General features: G+C 56.1%; 17 protein-coding genes and 1 other RNA gene. 14 read left to right on the top strand and 4 right to left on the bottom strand.

Features of this window, described 5'->3' with window-relative positions; translation table 11 throughout:
• The first annotated feature begins 2 nt into the window (after positions 1–2).
• On the top strand, positions 3–1,793 hold the full coding sequence (sdhA, locus tag MICA_RS09085; RefSeq protein ID WP_014103455.1) for a succinate dehydrogenase flavoprotein subunit: 1,791 nt from the start codon (positions 3–5) through the stop codon (positions 1,791–1,793).
• Positions 1,794–1,851: 58 nt separating this feature from the next.
• On the opposite strand, the gene MICA_RS09080 is transcribed toward sdhA, so the two are convergent.
• On the bottom strand, positions 1,852–2,043 hold the full coding sequence (locus tag MICA_RS09080) for a 4-oxalocrotonate tautomerase (protein ID WP_014103454.1): 192 nt from the start codon (positions 2,041–2,043) through the stop codon (positions 1,852–1,854).
• A gap of 180 nt (positions 2,044–2,223) precedes the next feature.
• On the opposite strand from MICA_RS09080, the gene MICA_RS09075 reads away from it, so the two are divergent.
• From MICA_RS09075 to MICA_RS09060, 4 genes are all read left to right on the top strand, one after another.
• Entirely contained in the window at positions 2,224–3,159 is a 936-nt protein-coding gene (locus MICA_RS09075; RefSeq protein ID WP_014103453.1) for a 2-oxoglutarate and iron-dependent oxygenase domain-containing protein, read from the top strand.
• 88 nt (positions 3,160–3,247) lie between these two features.
• Positions 3,248–3,625 (top strand): hypothetical protein, encoded by a 378-nt coding sequence (locus MICA_RS09070; protein WP_014103452.1) that lies wholly within the window; start codon positions 3,248–3,250, stop codon positions 3,623–3,625.
• Positions 3,626–3,810: 185 nt separating this feature from the next.
• On the top strand, positions 3,811–4,608 hold the full coding sequence (locus tag MICA_RS09065) for a succinate dehydrogenase iron-sulfur subunit (protein WP_014103451.1): 798 nt from the start codon (positions 3,811–3,813) through the stop codon (positions 4,606–4,608).
• Positions 4,609–4,650: 42 nt separating this feature from the next.
• Positions 4,651–5,082, top strand: a complete 432-nt coding sequence (locus MICA_RS09060; protein ID WP_014103450.1) for a DUF1761 domain-containing protein — start codon at positions 4,651–4,653, stop codon at positions 5,080–5,082.
• A 57-nt stretch (positions 5,083–5,139) separates the two neighbouring features.
• On the opposite strand, the gene MICA_RS09055 is transcribed toward MICA_RS09060, so the two are convergent.
• Positions 5,140–5,439: a DUF167 domain-containing protein gene (locus tag MICA_RS09055; RefSeq protein ID WP_014103449.1), complete on the bottom strand. Its 300-nt coding sequence runs from the start codon at positions 5,437–5,439 to the stop codon at positions 5,140–5,142.
• Positions 5,426–6,106 carry a peptide-methionine (S)-S-oxide reductase MsrA gene (gene msrA / locus MICA_RS09050; RefSeq protein ID WP_014103448.1) on the bottom strand — a complete coding sequence of 227 codons (681 nt, stop codon included), beginning with the start codon at positions 6,104–6,106 and terminating at the stop codon, positions 5,426–5,428. Before msrA ends, MICA_RS09055 begins: the two co-directional genes overlap by 14 nt.
• Positions 6,107–6,171: 65 nt before the next feature.
• Between msrA and MICA_RS09045 the strand changes: the two genes are divergently transcribed.
• From MICA_RS09045 to rnpB, 4 genes are all read left to right on the top strand, one after another.
• The gene (locus tag MICA_RS09045) at positions 6,172–7,506 is read left to right on the top strand and encodes an MFS transporter (RefSeq protein ID WP_014103447.1); all 1,335 of its coding nucleotides are present in this window, start codon (positions 6,172–6,174) and stop codon (positions 7,504–7,506) included.
• Positions 7,506–8,387, top strand: coding sequence for a purine-nucleoside phosphorylase (locus MICA_RS09040; protein ID WP_014103446.1), 882 nt, complete (start codon positions 7,506–7,508; stop codon positions 8,385–8,387). The genes MICA_RS09045 and MICA_RS09040 overlap by 1 nt, the downstream gene beginning before the upstream one ends.
• 6 nt (positions 8,388–8,393) lie before the next feature.
• A complete protein-coding gene (locus MICA_RS09035) occupies positions 8,394–9,155 on the top strand; it encodes an N-acetylmuramoyl-L-alanine amidase (protein WP_014103445.1) in 762 nt (253 codons plus the stop codon).
• Between the two features lie 40 nt (positions 9,156–9,195).
• An RNA gene (gene rnpB, locus MICA_RS11970) (RNase P RNA component class A) lies at positions 9,196–9,567 on the top strand.
• Between the two features lie 157 nt (positions 9,568–9,724).
• On the opposite strand, the gene MICA_RS12415 is transcribed toward rnpB, so the two are convergent.
• Positions 9,725–9,856 carry a hypothetical protein gene (locus tag MICA_RS12415; protein WP_014103443.1) on the bottom strand — a complete coding sequence of 44 codons (132 nt, stop codon included), beginning with the start codon at positions 9,854–9,856 and terminating at the stop codon, positions 9,725–9,727.
• Between the two features lie 624 nt (positions 9,857–10,480).
• Between MICA_RS12415 and mraZ the strand changes: the two genes are divergently transcribed.
• From mraZ to MICA_RS09010, 5 genes are read left to right on the top strand one after another with little or no spacing between them, the layout of a single operon-like run.
• The gene (gene mraZ, locus MICA_RS09030) at positions 10,481–10,945 is read left to right on the top strand and encodes a division/cell wall cluster transcriptional repressor MraZ (RefSeq protein WP_014103441.1); all 465 of its coding nucleotides are present in this window, start codon (positions 10,481–10,483) and stop codon (positions 10,943–10,945) included.
• A complete protein-coding gene (gene rsmH, locus MICA_RS09025; protein WP_014103440.1) occupies positions 10,942–11,949 on the top strand; it encodes a 16S rRNA (cytosine(1402)-N(4))-methyltransferase RsmH in 1,008 nt (335 codons plus the stop codon). The genes mraZ and rsmH overlap by 4 nt, the downstream gene beginning before the upstream one ends.
• Positions 11,949–12,437, top strand: coding sequence for a cell division protein FtsL (gene ftsL / locus MICA_RS09020; RefSeq protein ID WP_014103439.1), 489 nt, complete (start codon positions 11,949–11,951; stop codon positions 12,435–12,437). The genes rsmH and ftsL overlap by 1 nt, the downstream gene beginning before the upstream one ends.
• Positions 12,434–14,194: a peptidoglycan D,D-transpeptidase FtsI family protein gene (locus MICA_RS09015; protein ID WP_014103438.1), complete on the top strand. Its 1,761-nt coding sequence runs from the start codon at positions 12,434–12,436 to the stop codon at positions 14,192–14,194. The genes ftsL and MICA_RS09015 overlap by 4 nt, the downstream gene beginning before the upstream one ends.
• Positions 14,191–15,654, top strand: a complete 1,464-nt coding sequence (locus MICA_RS09010) for a UDP-N-acetylmuramoyl-L-alanyl-D-glutamate--2,6-diaminopimelate ligase (RefSeq protein ID WP_014103437.1) — start codon at positions 14,191–14,193, stop codon at positions 15,652–15,654. The genes MICA_RS09015 and MICA_RS09010 overlap by 4 nt, the downstream gene beginning before the upstream one ends.
• Positions 15,655–15,692: the final 38 nt, after the last annotated feature.

Genomic DNA, 15,692 nt, shown 5'->3' with positions numbered 1-15,692 from the left:
TCATGACCAACGCGTATCAAATCGTCGATCATTTCTATGATGTCATCGTTGTCGGTGGCGGTGGCGCGGGTTTGCGCGCCACGTTTGGCATGGCGGAAAAGGGTTTGAAAACCGCCTGCATCACCAAGGTGTTCCCGACGCGGTCCCACACCGTTGCGGCGCAGGGCGGTATTTCCGCGGCACTCGGCAACATGGGCGAAGATGATTGGCGTTTCCACTTCTACGACACCATCAAGGGGTCGGACTGGCTGGGCGATCAGGACGCGATTGAATATATGTGCCGCGAGGCGATTCCGGCGATTATCGAACTGGAACATTACGGCGTTCCGTTCTCGCGCACACCGGAAGGGAAGATTTACCAACGTGCCTTCGGCGGCATGACCACGCACTACGGCAAGGGCACGGCCCAACGTACATGCGCGGCGGCGGACCGGACGGGCCACGCCATTTTGCACACGCTGTATCAACAGGCGCTGAAGCATAAGGCTGAATTCTTCGTTGAATATTTTGCGCTCGACCTGATCATGACGCCGGAAGGCGAATGTGCGGGTGTTCTGGCGTGGGATTTGAACACGGGCACGCTGCACCGCTTCCGCGGTCACCAGACCGTTCTGGCGACGGGCGGTTATGGCCGCGCGTATTTCTCCTGCACCTCGGCGCACACATGCACGGGCGATGGCGGCGGCATGGTTCTGCGCGCTGGTCTGCCGATGCAGGACATGGAATTTGTTCAATTCCACCCGACGGGCATTTACGGTGCCGGTTGCCTGATCACCGAAGGTGTTCGTGGTGAAGGCGGTTACCTGACCAACAGCGAGGGCGAGCGTTTCATGGAACGTTACGCGCCGAGCGCGAAGGATCTGGCGTCGCGTGACGTTGTATCCCGCTCCATGACCATCGAAATCCGTGAAGGGCGCGGCGTTGGCAAGGATAAGGACCATATTCACCTGCACCTTGAGCATCTGGACCCGGATATCATCCATTCCCGCCTGCCGGGTATTGCTGAATCCGCCCGCGTGTTCGCTGGCGTGGACGTGACGAAGGAACCGATTCCGGTTCTGCCGACCGTTCACTACAACATGGGCGGTATTCCGACCAACGTGAATACCGAAGTGCTGAACCCGACCGCCAATGATCCGCACCGCGTGGTGCCGGGTCTGATGGCGATTGGTGAGGCCGCATGCGTATCTGTTCACGGCGCGAACCGTCTGGGTTCCAACTCTCTGCTCGATCTGGTCGTGTTTGGCCGGGCTGCGGCGATCCGCGCGGCGGATATTGTTCGTCCGGGCGCGCCGCACCGCGCTCTGCCGTCCGATCATCTGGATGGCGCGCTGGCGCGTTTTGATGGCTACCGCAACGCATCGGGTTCAACCCCGACGGCGAAGCTGCGCCTCGAAATGCAGAAGGCGATGCAGGACCACGCCGCCGTGTTCCGCACGGGCGATGTTCTGGCCGAAGGCTGTGAGAAAATCGCGAAGTGCTTTGCTGCACGCGGCGATATCGGCGTGACCGACCGTTCGCTGGTGTTCAACACCGATCTGGTTGAAACGCTGGAGCTGGATAACCTGTTGTATCAATCCGTCGCCACGATCCAATCGGCCCTGAACCGTCAGGAAAGCCGTGGCGCGCATGCGCGTGAAGATTTCTCCGAACGCGATGACCAGAACTGGCTGAAGCACAGCGTGACATGGGTTGGCGCAGATGGCAGCCACTCCATCGGCTACCGTCCGGTCAATCTGCACACCCTGACCGACGAAGTCGAAGCGGTCCCGCCAAAGGCGCGTGTGTACTAAGGATTAACAAAAAGCCCCCGGTGATCGGGGGCTTTTTTTATGTCGTGTGGTGCGTGAATTACTTCTGCGCATCCAGCTTCAACACCCCACCAATCGCATAATCATGCTTGGCCATGTCGGACAGGATGATTTTGACGTGTTCCGGGGTGACGTTGACGGTTTCGCACACGGCGGCGGTGACCTTTTCGACCAAAGCGCGTTTTTGGTCCACGGTGCGGCCTTCGATCAAATGGATCTGGACGATGGGCATGGGGGTATCCTTTGTTTAAGTCAGGGTTATAAGCTGGGTTTGAGGATGCCAGAGTGGCGGGGCGTTGAAAAGTGCGGGATTGGGGGCGGAATCCCGCGGGGCAGGGGTTTACAGGGCGCGGCCCCTGTGGAATCAGTATGAAAAATAATAAAGTACCACTTATCAGGGAGTAACCGGGCCATGATCCCCGTTTTTGATTTGCGTGACTATGATGCCGATCCGGCCGCCTTTGCCGCCGCCTTCGGAAAAGCATTCCACGATTTTGGGTTTGTCCGCGTGCGTGGTCACGGTATTTCAAAAGACATCATCACCCAGGCCGAGGACAATGCGCGCCAGTTTTTCCGCAAGCGCCCGGCAACCAAAGACCGCCATCAGATGCATGGCAATGAGGGGCTGATCGGGTATTCGCGCAACCATGAAACGGCGCGCGGGCAAGATGTTCCCGATATGAAAGAACAATGGAACATTCGCGCGCGGTTGCCGTCGGGTCATCCACTGGCCGGGCAAGAGCAAAAAATTCTGACTGTGCCGCGCCAATCATCCTTCAAACCATCGATGATGTCGTTGTATTCCGCGTTTGAAGATTTAACCGCCCGTGTGGTGAAGCCGCTGGCGGTTTATATGGGCGAGGACGAGGCCTTCTTCGATGACAAATTACAGGATAGTTTAAGCATGATGCGCCTGCTGCATTACCCAAAGGCGGGTAGCGCGGCGAACCATCTTGATTTGAACTTCCTGACATGGCTGCGCGCGGATGAACCGGGCCTGTTCGTCACGGCGCGTGATGGCCATGAATATGCGGTCGTTGCGGAGAGCGATGACGAGCTGATCCTGAATGGCGGCATGATGTTGGGATTGATGACCAACAATGATTTGAAACCGTCATGGCACCGTGTTGAGGCGCATTCCCCGCGCCAGACAATCGTGTTTTTCGTGCACCCGAATCCGGATGTTATCCTGACCCCGTTGAAGAAATTCAATCAGGTGGCGGATGGCGTGCGGCCTGATTATTTCCCGCCGGCGGGCGCGGATGGGCGGGTGGCCGTTTCGGTGCGCGATTTTGTGACCTGGCAGATCCAGCAGATTCATAAGACGAAAGACGCCCCTAAACCGTAAGGTCAGGGGTGTTTTATTGCTGTTTTAACTCTTTTCGTGGTATTTTGTTGCGATAATTGTCGTATTCGTCCCGCGAAAGGATGCGATTTTGGCCTATTATAACGAAATTCCCAAGGTTCGCGCCGCCACCTGGCATGATGTCGAGGCGGAAGAGCGCCGCCGTGGCGGGGGCTCTGGCGGTCCGCCGGACCCGCGTCGGAGCCTGTGGGAAGCGTTTAATGATAAAGTCAACGACATGACCCGGGATTTGCGGCTGAAGGCCCGCAAGGCCATTGGCGACGAGATCCAGCGCCTGCAGACGGAATTTCAACCAACGCTGGATACCGCGCAACGCGCGCGCCATGATGCCCAGATCGATGATTTGAGCCGCCGTTTTACCACCGTGGTGAATGGCGGGATCAAAGGAGCCTGTGTCGCCGTGAACACATTGCGGTCTTTGAAGCCGGGCTCGATCAATCCGTCCTGACATCCTCCCCTGAAAAATCGATCTAACCCGCACATTTTTCACAGGAAAAGGGCGTTTTTTCGCCTTTTCTTTGCGTCTGCAAAAGCGTACTTTAAAGGAAGCGTAACCGCTCCCGATTTATACTGTTTTATGGAATATTCGACGGGCGGGTTTTTCCAACAAACTTCAATGTGACGTCTGCCATCATGGTTCAATTGTCTCTGCCTCAGCATTCCAAAGTCAAACCCGGTCGCACGGTGAAAGCCGCGGGCGAGGGCGCGAAGAAGAAAAAAACGTTCAAGATCTATCGCTGGGATCCGGAGAAGGATGAGAACCCGCGCGAGGATCGCTATGAAATCGATCTGGAAAAATGCGGCCCGATGGTTCTGGACGCGCTAATCCATATTAAGAACGATGTCGATTCCACGCTGACTTTCCGCCGCTCCTGCCGCGAGGGGATTTGTGGGTCCTGCGCGATGAACATCGACGGGAAAAACACGCTCGCCTGCCTGAAGCCGATCAGCGAGATCAGCGGCGACGCCAAAATTTCTCCGCTGCCGCATATGCCGGTGGTGAAGGATCTGGTCCCGGACCAAACGCACATCGTTGCGCAATACCAATCGATTGAACCGTGGATGAAAACGGAATCCCCAGCCCCGACGCGCGAACGTCTGCAAAGCGCGGAGGATGCGGACCTGTTGAACGGTACTGACGGGCGCGGTCCGGCAGCGTGCATTCTGTGCTTCTGCTGCTCGACATCCTGCCCCAGCTATTGGTGGAACGGCGACCGCTTTATGGGTCCGGCCATTTTGATGCAATCCTATCGCTGGGTTATCGATTCCCGCGACGAAGCCACGGGCGAACGTCTGGATCAATTAGAAGATCCGTTCCGCCTGTATCGTTGCCACACGATTATGAACTGCACCAACGCCTGTCCGAAGGGGTTGAATCCGGCGAAGGCGATTGCCGAATTGAAGAAATTGATGGTGGCGCGCCAGGCCTAACCGGGCGTCCACTTTAAAAAATAATTTATCAGGAGGATCAGAATGGAATTTTCAGGCTTTGCGTTTCCGATCGTTGAAACCGTTGTATCGGGCATGGCGGCCTTCCTTCTGGGTCTGCTCTGGTATCATCCGAAGGTGCTGGGTAAAAAATGGGTGGAGGCCCGTGGCAAGGGACTGGGTGACATGCAACCCACGCCGTTGCCCATCGTTGTGTCTTTCATGCTGTGGATGATGGCGGCGTTCTTCTTCTCCTTCTTCGTCGTGGCGATGGATATTCATTCCGCTCCGGGCCTGATTTCTCTGGCGTGTTTGCTGTGGGTGGCGTTTGCGATGCCGCCGACCATTATGGGCGCGTTTTATACGGGTTATCCGCTGAACGCCGTGGCCATCGACAGTGCGTATCAACTGGGTGGATATTATTTGTTCGCGGTCACGCATATCGTGATGGCGGATTTGTTGAAAGCCGCGGCATAAGCAAAAGAGATTTTTTAAAAAGCCCCCGTAATCGGGGGCTTTTTTATTATGCGGATATCAACGGGGCAGTCGGCTGGCCAACGTATCCGCCGCCAGCCCGTCAAAATACAAAACCTTGTTCCGGTCCGTGTGGCCGCTACGAATTTCAATCGCGGTTTTGGGGTGTTTGAGTGTTTTGGACAGGAGCTTGATCAACGCCTCATTCGCTTTGCCGTTTTCGGCAATGGCGGTCACGCTGATTTTCAGGACATCGCGCCCCTGTTCATCCGTCATCCATCCGCGAAACCCGTCTGACGATGCGCCGGGGGACAGGCGGATATGCAATACAGCACCGTTTAAATCGTTATTTCGTGCCATATTTTTCTGACTTCATTTTCTCTTTCGCAATCACGCGGACATGGGCTTGCCCGGTGCGGCCTTCGTACTTCTCGTAATATTGCTGGTGGTAATCCTCTGCGGGCCAGAAGGTGGGGGCCGCCGTTACTTCCGTCACGATGGGGTTTTTATAGATCTTTTCGGCGTTGATCCGGGCAATGGTGTCCTCGGCGATCTTTTTCTGTGCCTCGTCATGATAGAAAATGGCGGAGCGATATTGTGATCCGTGATCGACCCATTGCGCATCCTTCGTCGTCGGATCATGGGCGCGGCGCAGGAAGTGATCCAGCAATGTCTGGTAATTCGTTTTTGTGGGATCGTAATAAATTTCCAGCGCTTCGGCATGGCCAGTGCGGCCCTGGCTCACTTGTTCATAGCTGGGATGTTCAACATGGCCCCCGGCATAGCCGGAAACGGTATAAACAACGCCGGGCTGTTTTCTGAATTCACTTTCCAGACACCAGAAACATCCACCGGCAAAGGTCGCTTTTGGAAGATTGTCGGGCATGGTACTCACCAAATCAGGGTTGTTGGGTTTGGCCGTCACGGCCCCATCGGTCGCTTTTGCTGCAACCGCATAAAAAGCCAGCAAAATCGCCAGCAAAATCAGCGGGAAGAGGCGGGATAATGGGGGAATCCGGCTTTTCATTTCAGGTCCAATCGTTTAGCTATTATAACTATCTAATTCATTGGAAACAGGAGAAAAGGCCCCCTATGACTGGGTCTTCCGGTATGGCCACAACAATGGTCCCATCGCCGCCTTTACAGCTTGATCGCACAACACGGCGATCAATTGCGGCATGGTGCCTGTATGATTGGGCGAACTCGGCCTTTGCCACAGTGATCATTACGTTCATCTTCTCCGTCTTTTTTGCCCGCAATATTGTCGGTAACGAAGTATCGGGCACGGCGCAGTGGGGTATGGCGATTGGCATATCCGGTTTGATCATCGCCGTGCTCAGCCCGATTTTGGGGGCGATTGCCGACCATTTTGGTGCGCGTAAACCCTGGGTCGGGATTTTCAGCGCGATCTGTATCGTCTGTACCGCCCTGATGTATTTTGGCGAGCCGAATGGTTCACCGGGCAATATTGCTTTTGTGCTGACGCTCTTGGTGATGGCAAACGTCTCTTATGAAATTGCCTTGGTGTTCAACAATGCCATGCTGCCGCACATTGCCCCGCATCGTTTGATTGGGCGTGTGTCCGGGTGGGCGTGGGGTATGGGGTATATGGGCGGATTGATCTGTCTGGCGCTGTCTCTGTTTGGGCTGGTCGGGCTTGGTGATGTTCCGCCCTTTCTGCCTGTGTCGGAGGACGGCGGCCAGAATTTGCGTCTGGTCGCGCCGCTGGTGGCGATATGGTTCGGGTTGTTTACCATCCCGATGCTGATCTGGACGGGGGATGTGGCGCGGTCAAAAATTTCCATCATGGAATCCGTGCGCCGCGGCCTGCGCCAGTTGAAAGACTCTGTTCATACCGTGGGGCGGCAGAAAAATATGGTCCGCTTCTTGATTGGCAGTGCGATTTACCGCGACGGGTTGAACACGTTGTTCGCCATGGGCGGGCTGTACGCGGCGGCGACGTTCGCCATGTCGTTCACCGATTTGCTGATCTTCGCCATCTTGCTGAACGTGTCGTCGGGCATTGGGGCGGCCTTGTTTGCGGGCATGGATGATGACCGTGGATCGCGCCAGACGTTGATCTTGTCTCTGGCCGGGCTGATTTTGGCTGGGGCGGCTGTCTTGCTGGCGCAGGATAAGATGCTGTTTACGTTCCTGGCGTTGGCGCTCGGCCTGTTTATTGGCCCGGTGCAATCGGCCAGCCGGACCTATGTCGCCCGTTTGTCGCCGCCGGAACTGGTGGCGCAATCGTATGGTCTGTATTCCTTTACCGGGCGGGCCGTGGCGATGGTGGGGCCGTTTGTTTATGGCCTGGCTGTGGCGGTTTTTGAAACACAGCGCGCCGGAATGATCAGTATTTTGCTGTTCTGGATTGTCGGGATGGCGTTTTTGTTTACAATTCACGATGAAGAAGAGGAGTCCGAGTAATGAGCATTTTTGGCCGCAAGAAAGAACATGAAAATCTGGATATCGCGATTGCCGAATCCACCAATATCATTCTGAACCGTTTGAACGGGATGCAGCCGAAAATCGCCGTGATTTTGGGTTCCGGTCTGGGCGGTGTGGCCGATGCGGCGGATGTTGTGGCCACCATCCCATACACCGATTTGCCCGGCTTCCCGCGCCCCAGTGTTGAGGGCCATGCCGGCACCCTGATCGCCGGTACGATTGATGGTGTTCCAGCCATCTTCCTGAAGGGCCGCGCGCATTTGTACGAAGGTGTGGGTCCCGCCCCGCTGAAGGTGATGATCCGCACCATGAAAACGCTGGGGGTTGAGGTTTTGTTCCTGACCAACGCGGCGGGTTCGTTGCGTCCGGAAGCGCCGGCGGGTGAATTGATTGCCATTGCCGACCAGATCAATTTTACGGGTCTGAACGTTCTGGCGGGGCCGAACGACGATGCATGGGGCCCGCGTTTCCCGCCGATGGATAATGCCTATGATGCCGAATTGCGCGGCATGTTGTTCAATGCCGCGGCCGCCATTGGTACGCCGTTGATCGAGGGAACCTATGCCGGTTTCCTCGGCCCCACATTCGAAACCCCGGCGGAAATCCGCATGGTGAAGGCGATGGGCGGGGATTCGGTGGGCATGTCCACCGTGTCGGAATGCATTATCGCGCGTCATTGCGGGTTGAAGGTTGTTGGGTGTTCCGCCATCACCAACATGGCCGCTGGGATGGGTGACGAGGCTTTGAGCCACGATCAAACCATTGAATGGGCGGCAATTGCCGGGCAAAAGCTGACCAAACTGGTTCTGCGTTTCATCTCTGACTGGGGTGTGCAAAAAGGTTTGAAGAAAGCGGCATAATCAACCATGACCATGCGGACAAAACATTCACCAAACTTCAACGAACGGGCGGGCGGTGTTGCGCCCACCGTTTTGATCCTGCATTACACCGGAACAAAAACGGCGCAGGATGCCGAAGATGTGTACATGGACACGAACCCGCCGAAGCAAAAATCGCCGGGGCCGGTCAGTCCGCATTACATGATTGATTATGACGGTACCGTCACGCAATTCGTGGCGGAAGATAAACGCGCATGGCATGCCGGTGCGTCATGGTGGGATGGGCGCGATGATATCAACAGCCATTCCATCGGCATTGAAATCGTCAATCCCGGCATTAATTACGGCTACGTCGATTTTACGCAGGCGCAGATGGATGCGTTGCATGTTTTGGTGCAGGGTATTTTGTCGCGCAATCCGATTCCGGCCCATTATGTTTTGGGCCATTCCGATATTGCGCCGACGCGCAAACCGGACCCGGGTGAAAAGCTGGATTGGGCGTGGCTGGCCGCGCGCGGCATTGGCCTGTGGCCGCAACCGGACCAGCGTGATTATGATCTGGGTGATATCTTCCTTGGCAATGCGGCGGATTTGCACCGGGCGTTGACGGAATATGGGTATGACCCGCGTTTGAAGCTGGATGAGCTGATCCCGGCGTTCCAACGCCATTTTCAGCCCGATGCCTTCGTTGACCCGGCCCGCCGGGGGCGGAGCGACCGGGAATTGGCGGCGCGGCTGCATTGGCTGTTGCGGATGAAAAACACGGCCGCCAAGGCGCCAACGCCATAATTTCTTGCAAAACCATACGATTTCCCCGATGGTGGCGACGCCAGAGGGTCGGATGGCCGCGCCTGTCGCAAGATGGGTGAGGAAAGTCCGGGCTTCACGGAAACACGGTGCCGGGTAACACCCGGGCGGGGCGACCCGACGGACAGTGCAACAGAAAACAAACCGCCGATGGATCTTTCGGGATCACAGGTAAGGGCGAAACGGTGCGGTAAGAGCGCACCGCGGACCTGGTAACAGGGACGGCATGGCAAACCCCACCGGACGCAAGACCGAATAGGGGCCGCATATGGTGCGTTTCCGCATCGCGGCCCGGGTTGGTTGCTTGAGGTGCGTGGTAACACGCATCCCAGATGAATGGCCATCATCCATCTTCGGATGGATACAGAACCCGGCTTACAGACGCTCTGGTTTTTTTATTTCATTTGTGAAAAGCCGCCCTGAAAATGGGGCGGCTTTTTTCTTTTCTTTGTCATCCCCGCGAAAGCGGGGATCCAGAGCAATAGGGCGCATATTGTCCCGGTCTTCTGGATTCCCGCTTTCGCGGGAATGACACATCAGGGTGGAGCGAATTAGCCCCAGAGTTTTTGATAGAGGTCCAGCACCTGATCGAACCGTGCGGTTTCAACGGCCGTGTGCAAAATGGTGCCCACATACAGGCCGCCATTAATGGCCAAGGTCAGAAGTAACAGAATAGCAATCATGGAAAATCTCCCCACACACAAATGATGGGCGCGGTATTGCGCCCGTTTTCGTTTTTCACACACATGTCCCGGTTCCACACACTGTCGCCAGGACGATCGATGGTTTACCATAACGAATCTTGCGGAGCAATCAATTTTTTCATAATAAAATTTCGTTTTAGCGGGGTGGTCAGCAAAGCTGTGGATTTCTGCGGGTTTTGAGGCCGGTGCTTACGCGGGCGGCAGGGGTGTTGGGTGGCTGCTGGGGGGTAATTCAAAAACATGGGGGTCAATCTGTGGATAACTCTGTGTGTTGGGGTGGGATAAGCCTGTGTTTCGGTTCCTGAACGGGTCGGGCGAAAAGCGATTTTGATGCGGTTTTACAAGGGTTCCCTGCATTTCTCTTTTCCCCATTTTGGGGGCGCCTCTGTGGATAAGCGGGGTGCCCGAAACCCTTGGAAAACCGGGGTTTTTGGGTGGTGCGTCCGTTGAATTCCATGCCATCCCATGATATCCCATATAGAACCATGTTTCACCGTGGCGGGCGTTCCGTGATTCGCGCTTGTCAGGACTGTGAAGCTGGCGCCGGCCTTCGACCTTCTTTGACATGAACCCTTTGCAGCAAACGGAACGCATTCGTCCTCCATGGCGTTGTTTCTTTCGACATACATCAATCGCGTTGACCGCAAGGGACGGGTATCCGTTCCGGCGGCGTTTCGCACCGCTCTGAGCGCACAGGCGTTTCAGGGCATTGTTGTATTCCGTTCGCCCGTTCATGCCTGCCTCGAAGGATTTGATGGTGCGAAGATGGATGATCTGGCCACGCGCCTCGATCAATTCGATTTGTTCTCCGCCGAACAGGATGATCTGGCCACCGCCATTTTCGGTGATGCCACGCCGATGGCGTTCGATGGCGATGGCCGCGTGACGTTGACGCCGGATTTAATTGCGCATGCCAATATTGCGGATCAGGTGGCGTTCGTCGGTTTGGGTCGTAAATTCCAATTGTGGGAACCATCCGCCTTGAAAGCGCGTCAGGTTCACGCACGTGCCAATGCGCGGGATAAAGGTTTGACGCTGCCCTCCATCATCGGGGGGGCCGCATCATGATTCAGGATACAGCGCCGCATATTCCAGTGATGCTGGATGAAGTTTTAACGGCATTGGCGCCCGTTGCGGGCGAAACCTACGTTGATGGCACGTTTGGTGCGGGCGGATATTCCCGCGCGACGCTGGACCGCGCACCGGGATGCCGCATCGTCGGGATTGATCGTGATCAAACCGCGCATGACCGCGCCGTCGCGTGGAAGGATACATACGGCGATAAGCTGATTTTGTTACACGGCACGTTTGGCAATGTGCGGGATCTGCTGGATCAGGCGGGCATTGACCGCGTTCAGGGCTTTATGTTGGATATCGGTGTATCGTCGATGCAGATTGATAATGCCGATCGTGGTTTTTCATTCCGCTTTGATGGTCCGCTGGATATGCGCATGGATCAAAGCGCGGGCGAAAGCGCCGCCGACATTGTCCGTGATATGGATGAAACCGATCTGGCCAATCTGATTTACAATTACGGCGAAGAGCGCCATTCCCGCCGCATTGCCCGTGCCATAGTTGATGCGCGTGTCGTCGCGCCGATTGAAACCACGGCCGCATTGGCATCCATCGTTGAAAAAGCCATGCCGGGCCGTCGCAAACCCAATGACATTCACCCGGCCACCCGCACGTTCCAGGCCCTGCGCATCGCCGTGAATGATGAATTGGGTGAGCTGGAGCGCGCTCTGGCCGCGTCCGAACATATTCTGGAGGAGGGCGGGCGTCTGGTTGTCGTCACCTTCCATTCTCTGGAAGATCGTATCGTCAAAAACTTCTTCAAAACGCGGTCGGGTGATGTGCCTGCACCGTCCCGTCACGCACCGATGACCGCGCTCAGCGATCATCCGGCACCGACCTTCCGTCTTACGCAACGTAAGGCGATTGATCCCACCGATGCCGAAACTCGGCGCAATCCCCGTTCAAGATCCGCAAAATTGCGGAGTGCTATCCGTACCAATGCTCCGGCATGGAGTGAGGAAACATCCAAAAAATTTGCGAAAGGGGGGCGTGGATAATGCGCATTCGCCTTTCGTCGATTGTTTCGCTTGGTTTAGCCGGGATGGCAGGATTCATGCTGTTCCAGACCAGTCAAAACGTCCAACAGGCCGAGCATCAATTGCGCGGATTGAATGCGCAACTGACCAAAGAAGGCGAAGCCCTGCGCGTCTTGGAGGCGGAATGGGATTACCTCAATCGCCCTGACCGATTGGAAGAATTGGCACGCCAGCATTTGAAGATGGAGCCGATTGACCCGGCTCTGCTGGTGCGTGATGGTGGGGCGTTGCCCGACCAGATTGAGCCGATTATTCCCGCGCGTAAACCCGATCCAGCGTTGCGCCGCGCTGTCCTTGCACCATCCACTCCTCCGGCGGGTTCTCCGCCTTCTGTTGCTGCCCACGATCCTGTGGCCTCTCCGGCAACATCATCTCCCTCGTCTGAAAATTTTGATACGCTGATCAATCGTCTGACCGATACGGAACCATCAAGCGGAGGGGCGCAATGAATCCATCCCCGTTCTTCCGTCAAAAGGTCATGAAGCTGATCGGGACACGGCGCTCTGCGCTCGATCTGGCGCGCGGGCGAATCATGTTTATGCGGCTGTGCTTTGCCTCGGCCTTCGTTCTGGTGGCTGTACGTGGGTTCGACCTGACGATTTTGCAGGGTGAATTGCCGCGTTTGAGCCAAGGGTTGTCCAGTGGATTTTCACAAGAATCATCCCCGCGTGATTATGCGCAGGGGGCGAAGACGGCACCAACGGCTTTGCGTGCCGATATTGTCGATCGCAACGGCGTTATTCTGGCGCGATCCGTGCAAACGGCATCACTTTACGCCGATCCGAAATTAATTCCGGACCCGGAAGGGGTCGCGCGCGATCTGGTCAAGGTTTTACCGGACCTGTCCTATGGCGATGTTTTGAAAAAATTGCAGCGTGAGGGGCGTTTTGTCTGGATCAAGCGCAACCTTGCGCCTCAAGATCAATACGCGGTTCTTGGTCTGGGGCATCCGGGCCTGTCCTTTGAAACCGAAGCCAACCGTTTGTACCCGCAAGGGGCCTTGGGGGCGCATTTGGTGGGCTACACCAATGTGGACGGCAACGGTCTGGCGGGGGTTGAGCGCAGTTTCGACAAAGTGTTGAAGGCGGGTAAGGAGCCCGTGCAGCTGACCATCGATGTGCGTTTGCAACACGTTCTGCGCCGTGAGATTTCCCGCACGATGAAGGAGTTCAACGCCAAGGGCGGCATGGGCGTGATTATGAACGTGCATGACGGCGAAATTCTGGCGGCTGTATCGCTGCCCGATTTCGATCCGCACAGCGCGGGATCGGCCAAGCCGGATAATTTGTTCAACCGCCTGTCACTGGGCGTGTATGAAATGGGCTCGACCTTCAAGCTGTTTTCGACCGCGGCTTATCTGGAATTAAAAAATGCACCGATTGGTCAGACCTTTGATGCGACCAAGCCGCTGACCATCGGTCGTTTTTCGATCCGGGATTATCACGCGCAAAAACGCGTTCTAACCATTCCTGAAATCTTCATGTATTCGTCGAATATTGGGTCGGCCTTGATGGCCCAGGCTGTGGGGACGGATGCATTGAAAAATTTCTATGCTGATCTGGGTTTTATGGCCCCGGTCAAGGTGGAAATTGACGAGGTTGGTCAGCCGATTATCCCGTCGCCATGGCGTGAAACCAGTACCCTGACGGCGTCTTATGGTCACGGTATTGCGGTATCGCCTTTGCATGTGGCTGCGGCGGCATCGTCGATTGTTAATGGCGGTCTGCGCGTTAATCCGCATGTAGTTTTGGATAACATTGCAGATGATAAAGAAAGCGCATCTGTGCGTGTTGTGTCGGCGGAAACGGCGCACCGCATCCGTCAATTGCTGCGCCTGACGGTCAGCCACGGTACGGGTGGTAAAGCCGATGTTCCCGGCTATATGGTGGGCGGAAAAACCGGATCGGCGGAAAAACCGGGTGCGCGCGGTGGATATGACCGAAAGCGTTTGCTGTCTTCATTCCTCGGTGTCTTCCCATCAGATGATCCGGACTATGTCGTCTTGGTGATTGTGGACGAGCCACAGGGTAACAAATCGACCTATGGCTATGCCACCGGCGGCTGGGTTGGGGCTCCCGCTGTTGGGCGTGTGATTACGGCGATGGCTTCGGTTCTGGCCTTGCCGCCAAAAGATGTCCCGCCGGAAAAAGATATTTCTGCCGAACTGGTTCGCTATGTCCATGATCCAAAGAAGGCGGGGGAATGATGGCCATGATGCTTTCAACCCTGATCGATGATTATGCAGGGCCAGATATCAATATATCCGGCATTGCGCTGGACAGCCGGGCGGTCAAGCCGGGCTACGTCTTTATCGCTGTTCCAGGGGCGAAAGTCGACGGACGTGATTTTATATCCGCTGCGATTGAGTCAGGGGCTGTGGCCATCGTTGTTCCAACCGGGACAACACCCGATGGGAAGGCCATTTTTATCACGCATGATCATCCGCGCCATGTGGCCGCGATCATGGCCGCCCGATTTTATGGGCGCCAGCCAGAGATGATTGCGGCGGTGACTGGTACCAACGGCAAAACATCAACCGCACATTTCACGCAACAGCTTTGGGCTGGGTTAAATATGGCCTCGGCCAGTTTGGGTACGATCGGTGTGCGCGGTACGCATTTTAACCGTGACGGGTCAATGACAACACCGGATCCGGTATCGCTGATGGCGCTGATGGCCGAGATGGCCGATGCGGGTGTGACCCATCTGGCGATGGAAGCCTCCAGCCACGGGCTGGATCAAAACCGTCTGGACGGTGTGCGCGTATCGGCGGCGGGGTTCACCAATTTGACCCGCGACCATCTGGATTATCACGGTGACATGAAAACCTATCTGGCGGCCAAGGCGCGTCTGTTTTCATCCGTTCTGCGCGATGGTGGCACGGCGGTTTTGAATGCAGATGATGAGGCATTCGGGGCGCTGGCCGATATTTGCAAATCGCGTGGCCTGCGAATGTGGTCCTATGGGCAAAAGGCGCAGGATATCGTTTTGAAATCCCGCGCTTTGCGCCCGGATGGACAGGATTTGCAGATCAATGTTCTGGGGCGTGATTACACGGTGGCGTTACCGCTGGTCGGGCAGTTTCAGGCGATGAATGCGTTGTGCGCGCTCGGTCTGGCTATGGCCGAAGATATTTCCCGTGTGGATGCGTTGGTCGAGGGTCTGTCCCGCCTGCAGGGGGCACCGGGGCGGTTGCAGAATATTCCCGGTCATCCGAAGGGGGCTGCGGTCTATGTCGATTACGCGCATACGCCGGACGCGTTGGTCAATGTTTTGCAATCATTGCGCCCGCATACGGTTGGGCGATTGGTGTGCTTGTTTGGCTGCGGTGGAAATCGAGACAAGGGAAAACGCCCGGTGATGGGGGGGATTGCCGCTGATCTGGCCGACCATGTCATCGTTACCGATGATAATCCGCGCTTTGAACAAGCCGATGTCATTCGCGCCGAAATTATGGCCGGTGTAACCGGAAACCATGCCGAAAATATCGGCGATCGTCGTGCGGCCATTCAACACGCCGTACACATGTTGAAAAAAGGGGATGTTCTGGTCATTGCCGGCAAAGGGCATGAGCAGGGGCAAATTATCGGGAATCGAGTGGACCCGTTCGACGATGTCGAAGAGGCCACTACAGCAATTTTGAATATCGGGCTTGGGGAAGCATAAGAATGTTATTTTGTAAGCATAGGCAGAAGCCGGCATCA

Origin of the sequence: Micavibrio aeruginosavorus ARL-13, assembly GCF_000226315.1 — a bacterium.
Lineage (GTDB): Bacteria > Pseudomonadota > Alphaproteobacteria > Micavibrionales > Micavibrionaceae > Micavibrio > Micavibrio aeruginosavorus_B.
This window is presented reverse-complemented; position numbering and strand designations above follow the sequence as displayed.